The sequence below is a fragment of the Anabaena sp. CCY 9613 genome, assembly GCF_963920895.1.
Taxonomy (GTDB): domain Bacteria; phylum Cyanobacteriota; class Cyanobacteriia; order Cyanobacteriales; family Nostocaceae; genus Cyanocohniella.
The window spans coordinates 422,844-440,680 of record NZ_CAWUDE010000001.1 but is presented as its reverse complement, the minus strand read 5'-3'; the positions used below and the strand labels follow the sequence as shown (position 1 = coordinate 440,680).

Here is a 17,837-nt window from a genome sequence, read left to right as displayed (position 1 = left end):
CATTGCGTTCGCGGAGCGTTCCGAAGGAAAGCAATTAGCGGTGAGAGTGTCAATAGCCCTGATTCTAAACCAGGGTAATCAGAAAAACTGGCGATCGCTAGTTGTTTTGACCATACTGACTCAGCAGTGGATAAATTATCTAGATAAGTGCGAAAATCACATATATGCGATTGAGTCAAGAGGTCATGCCAAGATTCTCGTGTTTTTTGTCAAAAACTGTTCGTAATCTTTTGGTGTATCCAAGTCGATTAGACCTTGTGAGAAGGGAATACTAATAACTTCCTGAGTATACTTTTTGATTATTTGTCTTGCACCAGTTATCCCACTGAGTGTAATTAGTTCTGAAAATAAAACACGGTTAAATAAAGCGGGAACGCCTATAATATCTGCATATTCTGAAGCAACAATTAACTTAAGAGTAGTTTGATGTATCTCAACTAGCTGATTAATAAGTTGAGGAAAAACAAAAGGTTGATCACACAGCATCAAGACAACAGCTTCTGCTTCTGGGTTGATTGCATTCAAAGTTTCCATACCAACACGAATGGAGGTACTCATACCCTCACCCCAAAGTGGATTTTCCACAGTATGTACTTGTAATGGTTCAATCTCTTGTTTAATGCGTTCAGCATCTGCCCCAATTACAACAATTACTGGGTAGCAAACTGAGGCGATCGCTACTTCAACTACGTGATAAATTAAGGTCTGCTGACCATATTTAAGCAGTTGCTTGGGTGTTCCCATACGGGTGGATGCACCAGCCGCCAGAATAATTAGACCGACACCGGACATAATACATCCTTTCTATGGATTGACCCGAATCGCTGCCTCAGCAAACCACCAGCGCGATTTTCTAAAACTGCTTGAATTTCCGCCACAATCGAGAGCGCAATTGCTTCTGGTGAATCAGCTCCAATATCAAGACCCACAGGACTAAACAAACGTTGTAGTTTTGCAGGAGTTGGTATAAATCCCTCTGATTTTAGGTCTTGTAATAATTGCTGAGTCCGGCTTTTTGGCCCCAGTATCCCGATGTAACGCACTGCTGATGGTAACAAATTTCTGAGCAGGATTAAATCAGTTTTATATTGATGAGTCATAATTACAGCGACCATGCGTGATGTGAGGAGATGGTGCTTGTGGATTTCTTGGGGGTCGCTGAAAATAATTTGATCAGCATCGGGAAAACGCTCAGATGTTATGTAACCTGGTCTGTTATCTACGACTGTAACATGCCAACCTTGGTGTTTAGCGAGGCTCACAACTGGAATGGCATCATGACCTGCACCGAAGATGACTAAAGGCACAAGGGGGTGGATAACTTCCAAAAATACTTCCACAATCCCGTCAGGCAGAGTGTAACATTCTACACGAGAGCGCCCTTGTAGGAGTACTTGCCAAGCATCTGCTAAAACCCGGTCGGCAAAAGCTTGATCTTGAATATTATTCATAACTGAATAATCTGGCTTGAGCAGCAATCGAGATCCCACTTGAGCATTAATTTCTCCCTTCACGTCAAATACCGTAGCCATGACCCCTGACTGCTGCCCGTAAAGGCATTCAGCGATAAATTCTAGCTGACCGATGGCTAATGAATGAGAGAGCGGCTCAATGAGTACCTGAACTGCACCATTGCAACCTAGACCAAAACCCCAAACAATATCGTTGCTGGCGGTGGTGTCATATTCAATAACAACGGGGTCACCACCATAAAACATCAGTGGTTGTGCAAGTTCAAACACATGACTTTCCAAGCAACCACCACTGATGCAGCCAATCATTTGACCGAATTCAGTCAGCAGCATCCGAGCGCCAGGGCGACGATAGACGGAGCCATTAGTTTTGACAACAGTAGCTAAGGCTGTCAGATGACCTTGCTGTTGAGCTTGCTTAAATGCTCCCAGTATATTTTGAAGTTCCTTCATAGATAGCACAGACCTTTTGACGGCTAGTTGAGTTTAAACAACTTTTCTGCGTTCAGATGGTATATCTTTTTCCTATCAACATCACTAATGGGAGCACTATCTATTCCTTCCACGGCTTGGGCTGTGGATTCATAAGGATAGTCAATGGCAAACAAAATACGGTCGGGACCCAGTACTGAAAGTGCAAACATCAACGCCGGCGGCCAGTTTACCCCACTGGTAGCGATCGCAAAGTTGTCCAGGAAATATTCGCTTGGTGTTTTTTGCCTCTGTTTTACTCGACCAGAAGCATCCATCTCCGTCCATGTTTTATTAGCAAAACGACCATCGATGCGGGGAAGCCAGAACGGTATACCCTCACCCATATGACCCAGAATAAACTTTAGTTTGGGAAAATCATCAAATAAACCACTGAGAATTAAGCGCATCGCGTGCAAACTGGTCTCAACCGCAAACCCCCAACCAGCACCTTCCAAACCATATGCCAGAAAGGGTTTGATCATCTCTGGAGAGGGTGTTCTGGGGTGCAGATAAATTGGTACATCCAAGGCTTGAGCTGCCTCAAACAGTACCCAATATTTTTGTTGATCCAAATACTCGCCCTGAGTGTGGGAATTAATGATTGCACCCTTTAGCCCTAAATCTTTTACCGCCCTTTCCAATTCGCGTGCGGCTTCGTCTGGTGCCTGGGTTGCCACTGCTGCGAGTCCAGCATAGCGATTTGGGTAAGCATGTACAAATTCAGCTAGCTGGTCATTGCTCTTTCGGGCCAGATCAACTGCTTTGTTTGTACTGAACACCTGAATACCCGGTGACGTAATTGATAATATCTGCATGTCAATGCCATGTTGATCCATGTCGCGAATCCGGCCTGCTCCCAGGTCAGTAAGTCGGTCACGTATATTTTTAGTGGCAGAGCTACTGAGAAACGGTGCGTATAATTTGCGGAATCCTGGTTCATTTTCTGCATTAGTAGCGAGAAGTTTTTGCCACTCAGCAAATAATTCCGGCGTTGCAAAGGCCTCCTCAATTGCTATTTTCTTGACGACGTTCTTGCTGTTATTCCTAGTATAATCAGCAACCTGGGCTGCATCTGTCGCCAACGGACTTATTACCGCACCGATAGACAGATCCATTGCTGTTTTCAAAAAAGCTCGTTTGCTAAAATCCATCACTATTCCTTAACAACCAAGAAGCCGTAATCTGGAGCCAGAATTTTTGTTAGCTGCTGAAAATTTTGTTCAAGGCATCAAAACCGACCTGAAACACCTGTTCTAGATTCTGCCGTAATCCGGGTTCTTCTTCAGGTAAGCATTTAAAGTCTGCCAGCCATTCAATATAAGTGCGATCGCCATCTGTGATTGGTAACAGCCGCAGAGTGCAAATATAGTCTGTCATTGGCTGACTAGGCTCTAACAGGAGATAGGTGCAGACATGTTGATGATCATCAAGTTCTAGTAATTGCTCTCGTAGAGTTAGCCCATCTTCACGATTAAAACTTCGGATACAGCCTATTTTATCGCTGGGTTCACCGTTTTCTATGTGGCTGTCGATTACAGACGGATACCAGTCAGGTAGACCGTTAAAGTTCCGGACTTTCACCCACACTTGTTTAACAGATGCGTTAATTACAGAACTGGTTGTAATGTTTACTAGCATTTCACTCCTCTACTAATTTTGCTAAAGTTTTTGCTGGTCACTGCAAAGTCTATGTGCCCCAAAAGCTGGCACGAACGCTCTTAAAGACCGTAGGTAGCCAACTGATTTCTTTAGCATGAGAAAATGTGGTTAGCCCTACACCTGTAATTAAAAAGATAATACCAACGATTTTTTGGAGCGAAATTGGGTCTTTAGGAGACTCTAAAATGCCTAAATGACTTACCACTGCTGCCATTACCACCTGACCCAAGACAAACAAAACAAAGAAAGTACTAGCTCCCAACCGGGGAATCAAAACGCTGGTTCCCAAGATTAATAAAGCACTAAAGACACCACTAAGATATAGATAAATCGGCACATTTCTAAATTTTGCGGCGATCGCTAACCCATCGGTGTTTGCTGTCAATAGCAAGGTGATAGACAAAGCTATGAGAGTGGTAGCTAGACCCATGAAAAAGAAAGCCATATTAGCTAGAATTGGCGAACCTACATACCGAGCCACCGAGCTATTCATGGGCAAATATATGGGGGTAATAGCTCCCATCAAAAAGGCAGCTAAGAGAAATACGATAAATTGCATGACTGAAATTTCCTTTTCTTTGTTATTAAATTCAAAAGCTGTAAAAAACGGCTGACTATGACATTTTCAAAACAGGTTTGATTGCCTTACCGGCTTTAGTATCTGCCACAGCTTTGTTGATATCTTCAAAATCATAAACAGTGATCAAACGTTCAAAAGGAAAGCGTCCTTGCTGATTTAATTCTAGTAATGTCGGCAAAAACGTATTTGGTACAGAAGACCCTTGAATAATTCCCCGTAAATTTGCTGCACGTTTAAAAATTTGCGTTGGGGAAAACGGATATTTCTCTCCAAAATGGGGCGCAATTACCATACCGCATTCTCCACCAGTAGACAGACAGGCGATCGCATCGTTCAACGCTTGCTCATTTCCAGAAGTCTCTAAGGTATAGCGCACACCATGAGGAGCAATTTCTTTAATTCGCTCGGCAACTTGCCCGTCTTTGGCATTTAATACATGGGTGGCGCCCAATTCCAGCGCCAGATGCAAGCGTGCTTCTACCACATCGATAGCAATTAATGGCGACGCGCCGACTAGCTTACCCGCCATAACTGCACTCAAACCCACAGCACCAGCACCGAAAACTGCCAAACCGTCTCTAGGGCCGACTTTAAATGTATTCAGAATAGAACCCGCGCCAGTTTGTACCCCACAGGGAATAGCCGCCAACATCTCAGCCGCCTGATTACTAGTTACTGGCACGACATTACGCTCTACTGTAATGGAGTGATTAGCAAATGAGGACTGCTGAAAAAATGCGCCAGAAATGCGCTCTGCACTCAACTTAATTGTGTGCGAGCCGTCTAAGCGAGTGCCGCCAAATCCCAAGGGAATATGATGATCGCAGAAATAAGGTTGACCCTCTAGACACCCATGACAAACACCACACCAAGGATAAGAAAGAATTACTCGGTCACCTGGTTTAACTCGACTAACTCCTGATCCCACAGCTTCCACTACCCCCGCGCCTTCGTGACCCAACACAGCCGGCAGTTTCATCAGATTTTGCGCTACAAAATCTGTATGGCAGATACCGCTTGCTTGGTTGCGAACCAATATTTCGTTGCTGCGTAGATCATCGAGTTCAATGGTTTCAAATGTAAATTGCCCCTGGGGTTCGTGGACTACGGCAGCAGTTGTTGTTGTGGTCATTTTACCTCCTGGTTTATCTGAGTGCTGATTGCAAAAATGAGGGAGCGTTGTCGTTACTGTCTCCTATCCCCTGCTTATAGGTAGTCGTCGAATTCGTTTGCCTGTTGCCGCAAAAATCGCGTTGCAGACCGCAGGTGCGATCGCTGGTGTGGCAATTTCACCTACACCACTAGGTTTTTCGGTATTTTGCACAATATAAACTTCGATTTTTGGCATTTCATTCATGCGTAGTACAGGATAATCGTGAAAATTACTTTGCTGTACACGACCGTTTTTAAATGTAATCTCTCCATACAAGGCGGCGGATAAGCCATACACAATGCCTGATTCCATTTGGGCGCGCACAGTGTCAGGGTTGATCACGATACCGCAATCTACTGCACAGATTACTCGGTGAATATGGGGCGTTCCCTCGGCCGTGACGGATACTTCAGCAACCTGGGCAACGATACTACCGAATGATTTATGTAGAGACAGCCCTTGATAAACACCTGTGGGCAGCTGGCGTCCCCAACCTGCTTTTTCCGCAGCGAGTTTCAGGGTGGTTCGGTGTCGTGGCTGCTCGCCTAACATGGCAAGTCGAAATTCTAGTGGATCTCGCCCAGCAGTGGCGGCTAATTCATCCAAGAAAGATTCAACAACAAAGGCTGTGAAACTGTGACCAACAGAACGCCACCATAGCACTGGCACACCATTATCAACCGGGTGATAATCTACCAGTTGGTGGGGAATTGCGTAAGGGTGATCTGCCCCTTCAATGGAAAGGTGATCAATGCCTTCATGAATCAATAACTTTTCAAAGGGAGTACCTTTGCCGATGGATTCACCAATCAGCCGATGAGACCATGCTGTAATATTGCCATTTTTATCGAGTCCTGCGGCAATTTTGCTGTAATGCATCGGACGGTAATAGCCGCCTCTGATATCGTCTTCCCGCGTCCAGATCACTTTGACCGGTTTGTTAATGGCTTTGGATAGTTGCACGGCTTCTTTGACGTAATCCCCATGTGGATTAGAGCGTCGTCCAAAGGAACCACCCAGTAAAGTCGTATGAATCTGCACTTGTTCGGGCTTGAGTCCGGTAATTTCGCAGGCTGCTTGCTGATCGGTCGTCTGCATCTGTGTGCCAGTCCAAATATCGCAACTATGCGATCGCACATCAGCCACACAGTTTAATGGCTCCATTGGTGCGTGGGCAAGGTAAGGTGTTTCGTATACTGCTGCCAGCTTTTTGGTTGCTACATCAAGTGTTGATGTTGCTGTGCCTGTTTTTCTGACGACTAGCCCAGAATTATTTGCTAGGTCGGCATATTTGTACAGTAGGGCTTCAGATGAAAGCTCGGCATTAAGCCCCTCATCCCATGTGATTGTCAGTGCATCACGCCCTTTTTTCGCTGCCCAGAAGCTATCTGCTACCACAGCTACACCCATAGGGAGCGCTACCACATGTTTCACACCTGCAATAGCCTTGGCAGCCTCAGCGTCAAAATGCTGCAAGCGACTGCCAAACACCGACGGACGCACCATCACTGCTATCAGCATACCGGGAATTTGGACATCGATCCCGAATACTGCTTTAGCCTTAACTTTGTCGTCGGTGTCTAAGCGTTTGATAGGTTTACCAATGAGTTTGAATTCACTCGGTTTTTTGAGTGTCACGGTTTGCGGGATCGGCATTTGAGCAGCGCGATCGGCTACTTCTCCAAAAGATAAGCGGCGATCGCTCGTTGGATGTAAAATATAACTTTTTTCCGCCACACAACTCCCCGGCGATACATCCCATATTGTGGCAGCCGCAGCAATTAACATCTCACGTGCTGTAGCACCAGCGATCCGCAGTTGATCCCAAGTGGAGCTGACACTAGTACTAGCGCCCGTGCCTTGATAATTTTTCCACACGGTATGGTCATAGTCGGAATGCACAGGCGCAGATTCAATGCGAATTTTGTCCCAATCGGCCTCGAGTTCTTCGACAAGGATCATGGGTAAAGAAGTATAAACTCCCTGCCCCATTTCAGCTTTATGCACAATAATTGTAACGATATTATCCGGCTCAATCCGGATAAATGCATTGATCTGAGACTGTGTTTGATTGCCTGGGGAGGCGGCGGCTTGCAGGCGATTGGGCAGTGGCAAATAAAACCCAAGAAACAAACCCACGCCGACTTCACCAGATGCTTTCAGGAAAGTGCGCCGCTTCATCATATTTGGTTCCATCCTGGCAACTCTCCTTATTTAGGCGGACATGAGATCAGCCGCTCTATGGATAGCGGCTCGGATGCTTTGATAAGTCCCGCAACGACAAATATTGCCGGACATTGCCGTATCAATATCTGCATCTGTAGGTTGCTGCTTCTGAGAAAGTAGTGCCGTAGCAGCAAGCATTTGCCCCGACTGACAATATCCACATTGCGGCACATCGAGTTCTGTCCACGCCTGCTGAATCGGGTGATTACTATTTGCCGCAAGACCTTCTATAGTTAATATTTCTTGGTTAACAACTGCTGATACTGGTGTTACGCATGAACGTATGGGAACACCGTCAAAAAGTATTGTACACGCACCACATTGTGCCATCCCACAACCGAATTTTGTCCCATTCAGTCCCAGATGATCCCGAAGTACCCATAAAATTGGTGTATCGTATGCAACATTTACTACCTTTTCTTCTCCATTTATCTGTAGTTTTACTATGGAGATTTCATTCATTTACCCACTCCTTCAGCATATGTGCTTCTAAATCAGATGGATATTAATAGACCTCTTGCAAAATTCATAATTTTTGCGCCTTTCTTTGCGACTTTGCGACTTTGCGCGAAACAAAAAATATTTCCGCAAGAGATTCAATGTATTACTAGATACATCTTTAACGATGTTCCATACTTCAAAAAGGACAATGTAATAATGTTTTTCAAGACTATTACTTGTCGATTTGAAGAGTCCTGAAAAGTGGCGTATCACTAAATTCAACAGGACGCATTCGCAGCCCTATTTCTATCAGCGCCAACGCAGTTATTGGTGAATGTATTGCTGTGGAATCAGGGTCATCTTGAAAATGACTCATGGCATCGGGTAGGCTAAATTGTTCACTAAACAACAAATCTAATCGGCTGAGTCTATCGAACGCAGATAAAGCATAGGCCGCAACCATATAACTAGAACCATAAGTGCTTTGCAAATAACGTTGAGAACCTGGCGTTTGTGCTACACTTGCCGACAAGATTGACAAAACGCGCGGATGAAGCATATCGGGTCTTCCTAACTGGCACGCCAGATGAATCAGATAAGTACAGCGTAAATAATCATCGACTCGCAAGCCATCTGTTGATTGTAGATATCCTTGCATACATTTATCAAAGAATGTGACCACATCGGGTACATACATATCAAGCATCCCCAGATTATCCAATGCATAAACAAAAAAGGTGATCTGCGAAGCCTGGGAAGCTGGCGAAAGCGCATGAAACAACGATACAGTTTGCTGTACCCAGTCTCTTTTGTATATCAAATAATCAGGGCGATCCAATACGGCAATTGCATTAAGTATCAACGAGAGGGGAAATATATAGTAATCGTTTCCCTCATGGACACCATCTGCATCTCGGCTTGATGAGCGATTCAACTTTGCATCAAAGATATCCAAAAGAGTTTGAAGATGATTTTCTTGGCCAGTGCATACTTGCTCTTGGCAACCGATAATTGCCAAGACAGAAAAAATAATTGCTGAACCTCTACCTCGATAAAATACATCGGAAATGGTTGTAGACACTTGCAAAGCTGTATCGGTATAGGTATCGCCTAGTAAGTCCGAAAACCCTGCCTGTCCTGCTGCTAACAAGAGATTGGCGAAAAGTTGTAGTTTTTCATAGCGAAGCTTGTCATTGGTTGGATCTAGTCTCGTCACTTGTCTAAATGCAATTTCCAGATGCCAATGAATAGTATCTCGAAAGGCTTCAAGTTGACCAAGTTTCACGAGACTCTCTGTTAACAAAGCGCAAGCACGTGCATATTGCCAATGTTGACTTGGCAACCGCTCTATTGCACTTGTGAATTGATTATGGGCGACTTGTTGGGCGAGGCGATCGCCTAACGATAGAGCCGCACATGTGGCAACAATACCATGTAACAAATGATGTGTGAATACGTGAAAGTCAGTTTGCGTTTTTCGAGACAGTGCAAGACTTATTTCGAGTAACCGATTCGATTTATCCGGCTCAAAACCAGTAGCTTCTTGCCCGATCCCCAGTCCATGAACACACCAGTGCCAAGGGGTAGGAAAAATCCGTCGCTCATTTAGCAGCCCTCGAAAGCACTGGTTTTGACTAAAAATTTGGCTACTTGGCGACGAAAATTTTGAGAAATTCATAAGACAAATACCTTTTTTTTACTTCCAGCTTCATCAGCAAACATCTCTTTTTGTTACATGTATGGAGTTTATGTGTTCACTAAATTTCTGTGAATTCCGAAATTATTAACTGGGATACCGTGGAATTTATCTATTCTTTCTTCGAGTAGATCCAGAGTTAGATTTAGCCATTTAATTCCTTCAGCATAGATCGCCAACGGACGGCTTTGGTTATGTGCATCATCGATCAAAACACCATCTTTACCCTTGCTGAAGTGAAATGGTGGCATAGCCATAAAGTGCGTACCCATGAGGAAAACAAAACGTATGAGCCAGTTAGGATCGTGACGATTGATATCTGAATCCGGATTGTCCAAATTCCAGGACGCATTCATGACTTCGCTAAAGTATTCTTCTATGCCTCTGTATGAATATTCATATGGATTATCTTCATGAAAGACCAGAAAAATATGGGGTATGTTTCTATGAAGTTGGTAAGCGAGATCAAAATGTTCGCCGTGAATTTTGTCATAATTGCCCAGGCTATTATGCCACGGCTTGTTGTCGTACATGGGATCATCGGCACCAGTATCAATACCGTTTTGATGAAACCCAATAGCACGTGGATCGAGAAAACGAATCTCCAAATCCTCAGCGCTGAAGGGAGGGTTGGTGATGGAGAAGTTGACATAATCCCTTAGCAATGGTTCGATATTGCCGATTTTTATATTTTCAGTATTAGTATCGCCTACAACCAGGGAATGGAATTTCGGTTCAAGAATATCGAGATACGCTAAATTAGAGCGGAATTTTCTCAGCAAACGAGGCAAATTAGACATTCTTTTGCCGTTAATCATAATCTCTTCAGCTTTAAGCAGTTTGTCGCTAAAAGTTTTTGGTGCCGTATCCTGCGCGAGAGCAAGACGCTTTTCAATTTTGGTAAAGTATGATTGCTCCAAAGTGGGACATGACACTTGGCGTCGGCGTTGGCTGTGGATCTTTTCATTCAGAAGTTGGAAGATGATGCGGTAGAGTGCGGCTACAATTTTCTTCGGTGGGTTATATTTTCTGACGAACTGGCTAACTTCGATACCAGGAACAAAAGTCATATCGTAAATATATTCGTAGACTGTAGAGCCATCATCCTCTGTTGCTTTTTGTTCACGCTCGATAATATTAAGTACTTTGGGAAAAAGAGGCTTAACTGTATCCGGCAGATTCATCAGGTATTGAGTTTGACTTTTGGCTTTCGCACAAGGGGGTAACATAACATTGCTTCCCTCCCTACTCCATTTGGGGGTAATCAGTTGTTCACTCAGTACCTTGCGGACAAATTTTTCACTACCCGGCTTCTGCAAAAAAAGCGTCATGGATTCACTGCCGCCGTACCCGAATCCTACTACAGTCTCATCAGAGTTCAGATACTTCTGAAGTAGCTCGTTGCTTTCTTGAGCAAGAGACAAAGCATCAGACGGCAATTCTGATCCTTTGGGATCATGATTATATTTTGGTTTACTCTCTTGAGAAGACTGATCTTTAAGTTTCATAGAGTATATTGTTTCGTTCAGTGTCATTGCTAAAAATCTCCTTTTTAGGATTAATATCTAAGATTTTTTACGCACATTTCATAGCAAAACTAGCTGTCCAAATTTATTTTTTTATCATAAACAGCAAAAAAATAAATTTGTTTTTCCGAGAAAACTTAAATGAATACAATCTGTAGAGTTATCAGACTTTAATTGGAAATTTATGCAAATTTTAAAATATTTTTTATTGAGTTGGTATTTGAGTTGATCAACCCACTCAATGAAAATATTTTAAGCGTATTTGTCTCCAGAAATGGCTACAATTATTAACTCAATACTTGGTTTTGATTACTGTTGAATTATTTTCAATTTTTATTAAAAGCAAAACCTTTAACCATTTTCATTTTCCTAGCTTTTTGATAGTCCAAGGAAAATGATATAATATTAAACAAGTTATTTCGAAAAACATGCTAAATACACTAGCTACACTAGGCTCTATATTTTACAAGTACAGCCTAAAATAACTTATTTTTCGGAAATAAAAGACATTGCTTTATGATGTGAGATGTACAATAAGTAAATAACTTATACAGTTTTAACAAAATTAAGTACACATCACTTTCACATTACCGACCTACTTATGAGAGGATATCTATGAAAGTATGAGTTGGTATATTTTGCCATTCTGAGTGGAGAAAGGGGAACAAAGAATCTAAGATTAAGCCGTTAATCAGATATGCTTTACATTCACATTATTCCAGGCTACTTTCTTTGCTTAACTAAATGAAACATACTTCATTACGCGCAATGTAATCAATGGTTTTTGTTGCATCATATTCGTGCATTTTATACAAGAATGGATTTAAATAACTTACGCATCTTCATCGAAGTCGCTCGTAGCGGTAGCTTTGCTGCTGTGGCCCGAAACCGCAATATAGACCCGTCGTCTGTATCGCGAGCAATTGCTGCTCTCGAACACGAGTTGGGTTTGCGCCTATTCCAGCGCTCGACACGGCGCATAGCCTTGTCGGAAGCCGGGAATCTCTACTTCGGTCGCATTGAGGCGTTGGTTGATGAGCTAGACCATGCGCGTGATGAAGCTCTTGCTGTTAGTGCCAGTCCTGTGGGGACATTGCGCCTCACAGCCTCAGTGGCGTTTGGTCATAAGTGCATTGTGCCGTTGCTTCCAGAATTCCGGGCTTTATTTCCGGATCTCAAACTTGAACTTTTATTATCGGATACGATCCTCGATTTAGTGTCCGAGCGTATAGACCTGGCGGTGCGCCTCGGACCAAGTATTGACATTGGTATGTTCGGCATTAAGTTATTCAATACACGCTACCGGGTGTGCGTCAGCCCCACTTACCTAAAGCAGGCGCAGCCTTTACATGTTCCAGATGACCTCAGAAATCACAAATGCCTACTTTTTACCTTACCTAACTTCCGATCGCGCTGGTTGTTTCGCGATCGCAATGGCATGGTGAACGAAGTACCTATCGACGGAGATGTAGTAATATCGAATGCTCTCACGCTTCGCGACTGTGCGATCGCAGGTATGGGGCCAGTACTGCTAGCTAATTGGCTCATTGACAAAGATATTACCCAAGGACAACTGATTGACGTGTTTCCAAACTATTATGTGACGGCAACAGACTTTGAAACAGCCGTGTGGCTTCTGTATCCTAGCCGCGTCTACTTGCCAAACAAAGTGCGGACAATGGTCGATTTTCTGAGGCGAAAGTATCAGAACTGAGCTTTCGGTTTCTCTGCGTTACGCCACTTAACGCCAGTCCCCTCCGGGAAACCCGCTCACGCGGCTGGCTCCTTTATTTCGGGGAAACCTTTTCCAGTGGTCATTTATTATTGCCAGGAATAAGCAGAATTTGACTTTTCAAGTATATAATAAAACTATATATATTCTCATGTTTTAATTAAGATTAACATATATTAAATCAGATAGCTTTACCCTGCGTCAGTACATTAAGTTTATCTTAACTAAATAATAATAAATTAATATTTAGTTAATAATCTAAATTTTACAATTAAAAACTATTGTAAAGTTGTTTGGAGAAAGCAACAAAAGTATAAAGAGCCGCACCTAAATCACAATGACAAAATAATGCTTGCAGTCGTGGTAATATCTTTCTACGGATATCTAACCGATATCTACATGACTAGTATTTGATTGTTGAAAAAGCTCCCATCTGTTCTGTGTTATTCTTAGGCTTGTTTCCCCTCTGTTGTTGAACCTAGTAGTTTATTAATCAAATTTTGCCGTAAGGCATGTTTGTATTATTTACCAAATCAGCACTTTTAGCTTTAACCATCTAGCGAAGTTGCCTTGGTAGACCGCTAAGGGTACATCTAAGACTGTTTGAGTGTCTTCATCTGAATGGCCTTGATAAATCAGCTTAACGACTAGTGCATTTTTTACCTCACACACATCTAGGTGAAGAGTAGTAAATTAATGTAGTTCTGCGTTAGCGTTCGCGGAGTTTTCTAGAGGAAAGATATCGCCTGTGAGGTTATTTTCTTTGGAAGCATCGCGGCTTTAAAGTGCTGTTTTATCATTGTTTGCGGTCAGATATAATTGCCCTTCTGTGAGATTCCAGAAAGCTTTTTCAAAAATTAAATAAAGAATCCTAACAAGTAAGGATTTTATCAATTACGTTTTTTGCAGTTCTCTAACTAACCATTATCTACCACTAAAAAAGTACAACCTTATGACAGACTCTCAGGTCAGGTTAGGTACCGTCTCTAACTTTGTTTCGTTGTTCGTAAAAAGTACAGCAGTTGCATCTGTACTTAGTGCTGCGGTGATCCCTGCAAGTTACGCTCAATTTACAGGGGCACGCCCGGATATCCAAATCGCATTTGGTGAAGTTTTTCGGAAACCGACACTATTAGGCGCAGATGTTAAACGCGGTCGAGTTGACGTTGTTATTACTAATCGCGGTACAGCAGTTTATCAAGGCCCTATAAATCTCAATATTTACGTATCACCGGACGCAATCCTTGATAAGAACCCCCTAAGTACTCCTAAAACTGTCACTCAAGTGTCAACGTTGGGTACTACCGTAAACGAGCCTCTAGTAGGTACAGATGAGATCCTGGGAACCAAAACAATTCCATCTGTGAACTTGCTTCCTGGTGCTTCTACAACTGTTACCGTAAACCTTGGTCAGACTAACTTTGTTCAACCGAGTGTTGTAGCACCAGGTGCTTACCATCTCATTACCGAGGTTGACACCACCATTCCCCAGGCCACTCAAGACAAAAAAGTCATCGAGAAGTTGGTGAATTCTGGTGACCCTGTAATTGTTTGGAATGCAACCTTGCTAAATGCCATCTTGGCAACAGGGATTCAACGTGAAAATGGCGTGATTTTAGCTAGAGGTGGTACACCACCCCCAGTAGCGACACGCAGTCAGGCGATCGTTCACGTGTCAGTCTATGATGCGGTCAACTCAATCCAACGGATTGGTTCACCTTACGCTGTGACAGTAACCCCTGCTAGTCTTGGGCTGAGTGGTGGTGCCAATGCACGCGCCGCAGCTAGCCAAGCAGCTTATACAGCCCTCATTAATCTCTTCCCAGACCCACAACTCAGACCTGTATTTGACCGACAACTGGAAGCATCTTTGGCGGGGATATCAGATGGTACAGCTAAAGATAATGGTAGAGCTGTAGGAAGAGAGGTTGCTAATCAAATACTAAAATTGCGGAACAATGATGGTTTAGCTCAAGCATTGCAGTCGGTTTACACAGGCGGAAGTTTAGCGGGTGAATGGCAACCATCTTTCCCCGACTTTTCAGCAGCAGCATTGCCAGGTTGGGGATCAATTACTCCATTTTCATCTAGCGTACCTCCTCGCGACCCCAATAATCCCCAGGCTCGCTTAAATCAGTTTGGACTGACTGGCCCCGCACCATTTGGTAGCCAACAGTTCGTAGATGAAGAAAATCTTGTCCGACAAGTAGGTGCTTTCCGCAATACTACTGTTACGACAATTACTCGTACTTCCGACCAAACTAAAACTGCTCTCTTCTGGGCTTTAGATCGTGCAAACACATTTAGACCACCCGGTCAGTGGAACCAGTACGCCCAACAAATCTCTTTGAATAGAGGTGCAACACTGGCTCAGAACGCCCTTTTATTTGCTCAGTTGAACGTGGCACAGGCCGATGTCGGTATTCTCACTTGGGATTCCAAGTACACCTACAATCAATTACGACCAATTCAGGCAATCCGCCAAGACCAACGCACCTTCGTATCCCGAACTGTTCGCGATACCACCTGGCTGCCACTGATCTCATATCATGACCCTCAAAGGTTCTTTGACATCCCCTTAACCCCGCCGTTTCCAGACTACAACTCTGGACACGCTGCATTTGGTGCAGCAGCAGGACAAGTGTTGATTAATTTCTTCGGTGACAACACAATTTTCTCCGTTCCTTCCCAAGACTTACCAGGCGTAGCTCTCACTTTCAACACCATTAGTACGGCGGTAGAGGCTAATGCTGCTAGCCGCATTTTTGGTGGAGTTCACGTTCCATCTGCAGCAGTAGTACAGGTACCAGTAACCAGATCCAGTAGCGAATCTCTGACCAACGAATCAGAAGCTTCTACTACAGAGACAGAAGCATTTACCACCACTACCTCTGAGGGTAGTACTTCTTCTACCACAGAGAAAGAACTATTTACCGTCAATACTACTGAGGGTGGTGTTCTGCTACGTATAGAGAATGATCCCGAAGTTCAATTAGGTAAAAACGTGGCTGATCTCGTAATTAAATCATTCGGAAACTAGTAGTTTGTCTAGTCTAAATTTTAGGCTTGTCAGTCCACTAGTGGTTTGTCAAAACTAAACGATATCCAAATTCTCCATATATAGAATTGGATTTGGTAGCGATTTAGCTAGGTTGGCGTTAAAAAATCAAAATATCGAAAATTAAGTTCAGGTTGTTTGCTGATTTTACATTTCGTGAAGTTGATTTTTTAACGCAAACTTACTAAAAATTTCTAGGATGAAGTCGTGAAATGACTTCATCCTGACTGACACTTCTTCATTCAATAGAATTAACAAATTTCCAAAACCGCTCTATAGATTTGAGTTAAAGAGAGTGAGCAGGTTGAACGATCGGGATAATATTGCCTGAAAAATTGATAACTAAGGCATTATGAAAATTTTCTGTGAAATTAAACCAATGCATCAATTATTATGAAACTCAAATCAATTAACGTAAAAACCAAAACAGTATTGGCAGGCATTATATTTTCTATACTTCTTGGCACAAGTAGTATTTCATTAGTTTCGTCGGGTAAATCTACAAATAAATTACTAATAGATAATGAACAAACGCGTACATTAAATACTAATTCGGTGTGGGTTTATTCAGTCGCCATTAGTCCCGACAATCAAAAGCTTGTTACAGGGAATTATGATAAAAGTATCAAGGTTTGGAATCTAAAAACTGGCGAATTAATTCACACACTTCGGGGACATGGAAACTCTGTAGAATCTGTTGCAATCAGCCCAGACGGTGAAATTTTAGCTAGTGGAAGTTGGGATTTCCAGGTTAAATTGTGGGATTTGAAAACAGGTGAACTAATCCGCACTTTATCGGGACATTCAAATGATGTTAAAGCAGTTACGTTTAGCCCCGATGGTAAAACTTTAGCTAGTGCTGGCTGGGACAAAAAAGTAAATCTCTGGAGTGTAGAGACTGGTGAATTATTGCAGACTTTCAGTCAATCAAAACCAGTGATAACTGTTGCCATTAGTCCCGACAGTCAAACTTTAGCTAGTGGCGATGAAGATGGAAAAATTATGCTTTGGCAGATAAGTACTGGTCAATTAAAAACGCCTTTAGCAGCTCATAACCAAAGAGTTTGGTCTATAGCCTTCAGTCCTGACGGACGTTTTCTAGCTAGTGGTAGTTCTGACCGTACAATTAAGTTATGGAACTTACAAAATGGACAGTTACGCTACGTTATAAAAGAGCATGATAGAGCAGTTCATTCCGTAGCTTTCAGTCCTAAGGGAGAGACTTTAGCTAGTGGTAGTTATGACAAAAAAATTAAGTTGTGGAATACACAAACAGGACAGCTAATTGATCAACTTAAGGGTCATGACAAGGCTATTTGGTCTATAGCTTTTAGTTCAGATGGACAGTTTATTGCTAGTGGTAGTTCTGATGAAACTGTGAAAATTTGGCTCAACCCTGTCAATTGAGACGGATAATTTGAGCCAAATTTTGTCTTGTTTGAAAGATGTCACAGCAATTTCATTTAGTCCCCAAGACCATAGCCAGATATCTTGCATCGGTTCTATATCCCGCCAAGAAATAAATTTTTTGGACAGATGATAGTTTTTGATGCTGGTGCAAGATATATATCTTTAATCTGGTCTAAATCTCAGGAGCAATTCGTGTAAAACATACACGAAATTCATTCATCAATTGCTATTTATTGCTTCTTTGACATCAAGTATAGTTAGTTCATGTTGATAGTTGATTACCGCAATCAACTGAAACTTGGCTCTATGAAATGGTAATAGGGTACCTACTCACCCCAAAAGCAATTACAAAGTTTGCACTAGCTCCAGCCTAAAGCGAATTATTCCAGAAGTTTGCAGAGACAACTAAC

At 42.8% G+C, this 17,837-nt stretch carries 13 protein-coding genes; 3 read left to right on the top strand and 10 right to left on the bottom strand.

Annotated features, from left to right (window positions below; genetic code table 11):
* Window positions 1–183 precede the first annotated feature (183 nt).
* The 10 genes from ACM0OT_RS01875 to ACM0OT_RS01830 all read right to left on the bottom strand — a co-directional run bounded on the left by ACM0OT_RS01875 (window position 184) and on the right by ACM0OT_RS01830 (window position 11,236).
* The gene (locus ACM0OT_RS01875; protein WP_414562218.1) at window positions 184–792 is read right to left on the bottom strand and encodes a nucleotidyltransferase family protein; all 609 of its coding nucleotides are present in this window, start codon (window positions 790–792) and stop codon (window positions 184–186) included.
* On the bottom strand, window positions 774–1,925 hold the full coding sequence (locus tag ACM0OT_RS01870) for an XdhC family protein (protein ID WP_414562216.1): 1,152 nt from the start codon (window positions 1,923–1,925) through the stop codon (window positions 774–776). The genes ACM0OT_RS01875 and ACM0OT_RS01870 overlap by 19 nt, the downstream gene beginning before the upstream one ends.
* Before the next feature lie 23 nt (window positions 1,926–1,948).
* On the bottom strand, window positions 1,949–3,097 hold the full coding sequence (locus ACM0OT_RS01865; protein ID WP_414562214.1) for an amidohydrolase family protein: 1,149 nt from the start codon (window positions 3,095–3,097) through the stop codon (window positions 1,949–1,951).
* Between the two features lie 49 nt (window positions 3,098–3,146).
* Window positions 3,147–3,584 carry an SRPBCC family protein gene (locus ACM0OT_RS01860; protein ID WP_414562213.1) on the bottom strand — a complete coding sequence of 146 codons (438 nt, stop codon included), beginning with the start codon at window positions 3,582–3,584 and terminating at the stop codon, window positions 3,147–3,149.
* A 49-nt stretch (window positions 3,585–3,633) separates the two neighbouring features.
* A complete protein-coding gene (locus ACM0OT_RS01855) occupies window positions 3,634–4,164 on the bottom strand; it encodes a DMT family transporter (RefSeq protein WP_414562211.1) in 531 nt (176 codons plus the stop codon).
* Between the two features lie 55 nt (window positions 4,165–4,219).
* Window positions 4,220–5,317, bottom strand: coding sequence for an NAD(P)-dependent alcohol dehydrogenase (locus tag ACM0OT_RS01850; protein ID WP_414562209.1), 1,098 nt, complete (start codon window positions 5,315–5,317; stop codon window positions 4,220–4,222).
* Window positions 5,318–5,380: 63 nt separating this feature from the next.
* Window positions 5,381–7,534, bottom strand: coding sequence for a molybdopterin cofactor-binding domain-containing protein (locus tag ACM0OT_RS01845; RefSeq protein ID WP_414562208.1), 2,154 nt, complete (start codon window positions 7,532–7,534; stop codon window positions 5,381–5,383).
* 18 nt (window positions 7,535–7,552) lie between these two features.
* Entirely contained in the window at window positions 7,553–8,026 is a 474-nt protein-coding gene (locus ACM0OT_RS01840; protein ID WP_414562206.1) for a (2Fe-2S)-binding protein, read from the bottom strand.
* A gap of 211 nt (window positions 8,027–8,237) precedes the next feature.
* A complete protein-coding gene (locus ACM0OT_RS01835) occupies window positions 8,238–9,683 on the bottom strand; it encodes a hypothetical protein (protein ID WP_414562204.1) in 1,446 nt (481 codons plus the stop codon).
* 68 nt (window positions 9,684–9,751) lie between these two features.
* Window positions 9,752–11,236, bottom strand: coding sequence for a hypothetical protein (locus ACM0OT_RS01830; protein ID WP_414562202.1), 1,485 nt, complete (start codon window positions 11,234–11,236; stop codon window positions 9,752–9,754).
* A gap of 808 nt (window positions 11,237–12,044) precedes the next feature.
* Between ACM0OT_RS01830 and ACM0OT_RS01825 the strand changes: the two genes are divergently transcribed.
* The 3 genes from ACM0OT_RS01825 (at window position 12,045) to ACM0OT_RS01815 (ending at window position 17,424) form a co-directional block, all read left to right on the top strand.
* Window positions 12,045–12,941: a LysR substrate-binding domain-containing protein gene (locus ACM0OT_RS01825; RefSeq protein ID WP_414562255.1), complete on the top strand. Its 897-nt coding sequence runs from the start codon at window positions 12,045–12,047 to the stop codon at window positions 12,939–12,941.
* A 970-nt stretch (window positions 12,942–13,911) separates the two neighbouring features.
* A complete protein-coding gene (locus ACM0OT_RS01820) occupies window positions 13,912–15,999 on the top strand; it encodes a vanadium-dependent haloperoxidase (RefSeq protein ID WP_414562200.1) in 2,088 nt (695 codons plus the stop codon).
* A gap of 411 nt (window positions 16,000–16,410) precedes the next feature.
* Entirely contained in the window at window positions 16,411–17,424 is a 1,014-nt protein-coding gene (locus ACM0OT_RS01815) for a WD40 repeat domain-containing protein (protein WP_414562198.1), read from the top strand.
* Window positions 17,425–17,837: the final 413 nt, after the last annotated feature.

Excerpts from the sequence above, each read along its gene's own strand:
- ACM0OT_RS01830 (WP_414562202.1), bottom strand. The coding sequence starts at position 11,236 with ATGACACTGAACGAAACAATATACTCTATGAAACTTAAAGATCAGTCT.
- ACM0OT_RS01870 (WP_414562216.1), bottom strand. The coding sequence starts at position 1,925 with ATGAAGGAACTTCAAAATATACTGGGAGCATTTAAGCAAGCTCAACAG.
- ACM0OT_RS01840 (WP_414562206.1), bottom strand. The coding sequence starts at position 8,026 with ATGAATGAAATCTCCATAGTAAAACTACAGATAAATGGAGAAGAAAAG.
- ACM0OT_RS01860 (WP_414562213.1), bottom strand. The coding sequence starts at position 3,584 with ATGCTAGTAAACATTACAACCAGTTCTGTAATTAACGCATCTGTTAAA.
- ACM0OT_RS01820 (WP_414562200.1), top strand. The coding sequence starts at position 13,912 with ATGACAGACTCTCAGGTCAGGTTAGGTACCGTCTCTAACTTTGTTTCG.
- ACM0OT_RS01845 (WP_414562208.1), bottom strand. The coding sequence starts at position 7,534 with ATGGAACCAAATATGATGAAGCGGCGCACTTTCCTGAAAGCATCTGGT.
- ACM0OT_RS01835 (WP_414562204.1), bottom strand. The coding sequence starts at position 9,683 with ATGAATTTCTCAAAATTTTCGTCGCCAAGTAGCCAAATTTTTAGTCAA.
- ACM0OT_RS01825 (WP_414562255.1), top strand. The coding sequence starts at position 12,045 with ATGGATTTAAATAACTTACGCATCTTCATCGAAGTCGCTCGTAGCGGT.
- ACM0OT_RS01815 (WP_414562198.1), top strand. The coding sequence starts at position 16,411 with ATGAAACTCAAATCAATTAACGTAAAAACCAAAACAGTATTGGCAGGC.
- ACM0OT_RS01850 (WP_414562209.1), bottom strand. The coding sequence starts at position 5,317 with ATGACCACAACAACAACTGCTGCCGTAGTCCACGAACCCCAGGGGCAA.
- ACM0OT_RS01855 (WP_414562211.1), bottom strand. The coding sequence starts at position 4,164 with ATGCAATTTATCGTATTTCTCTTAGCTGCCTTTTTGATGGGAGCTATT.
- ACM0OT_RS01875 (WP_414562218.1), bottom strand. The coding sequence starts at position 792 with ATGTCCGGTGTCGGTCTAATTATTCTGGCGGCTGGTGCATCCACCCGT.
- ACM0OT_RS01865 (WP_414562214.1), bottom strand. The coding sequence starts at position 3,097 with ATGGATTTTAGCAAACGAGCTTTTTTGAAAACAGCAATGGATCTGTCT.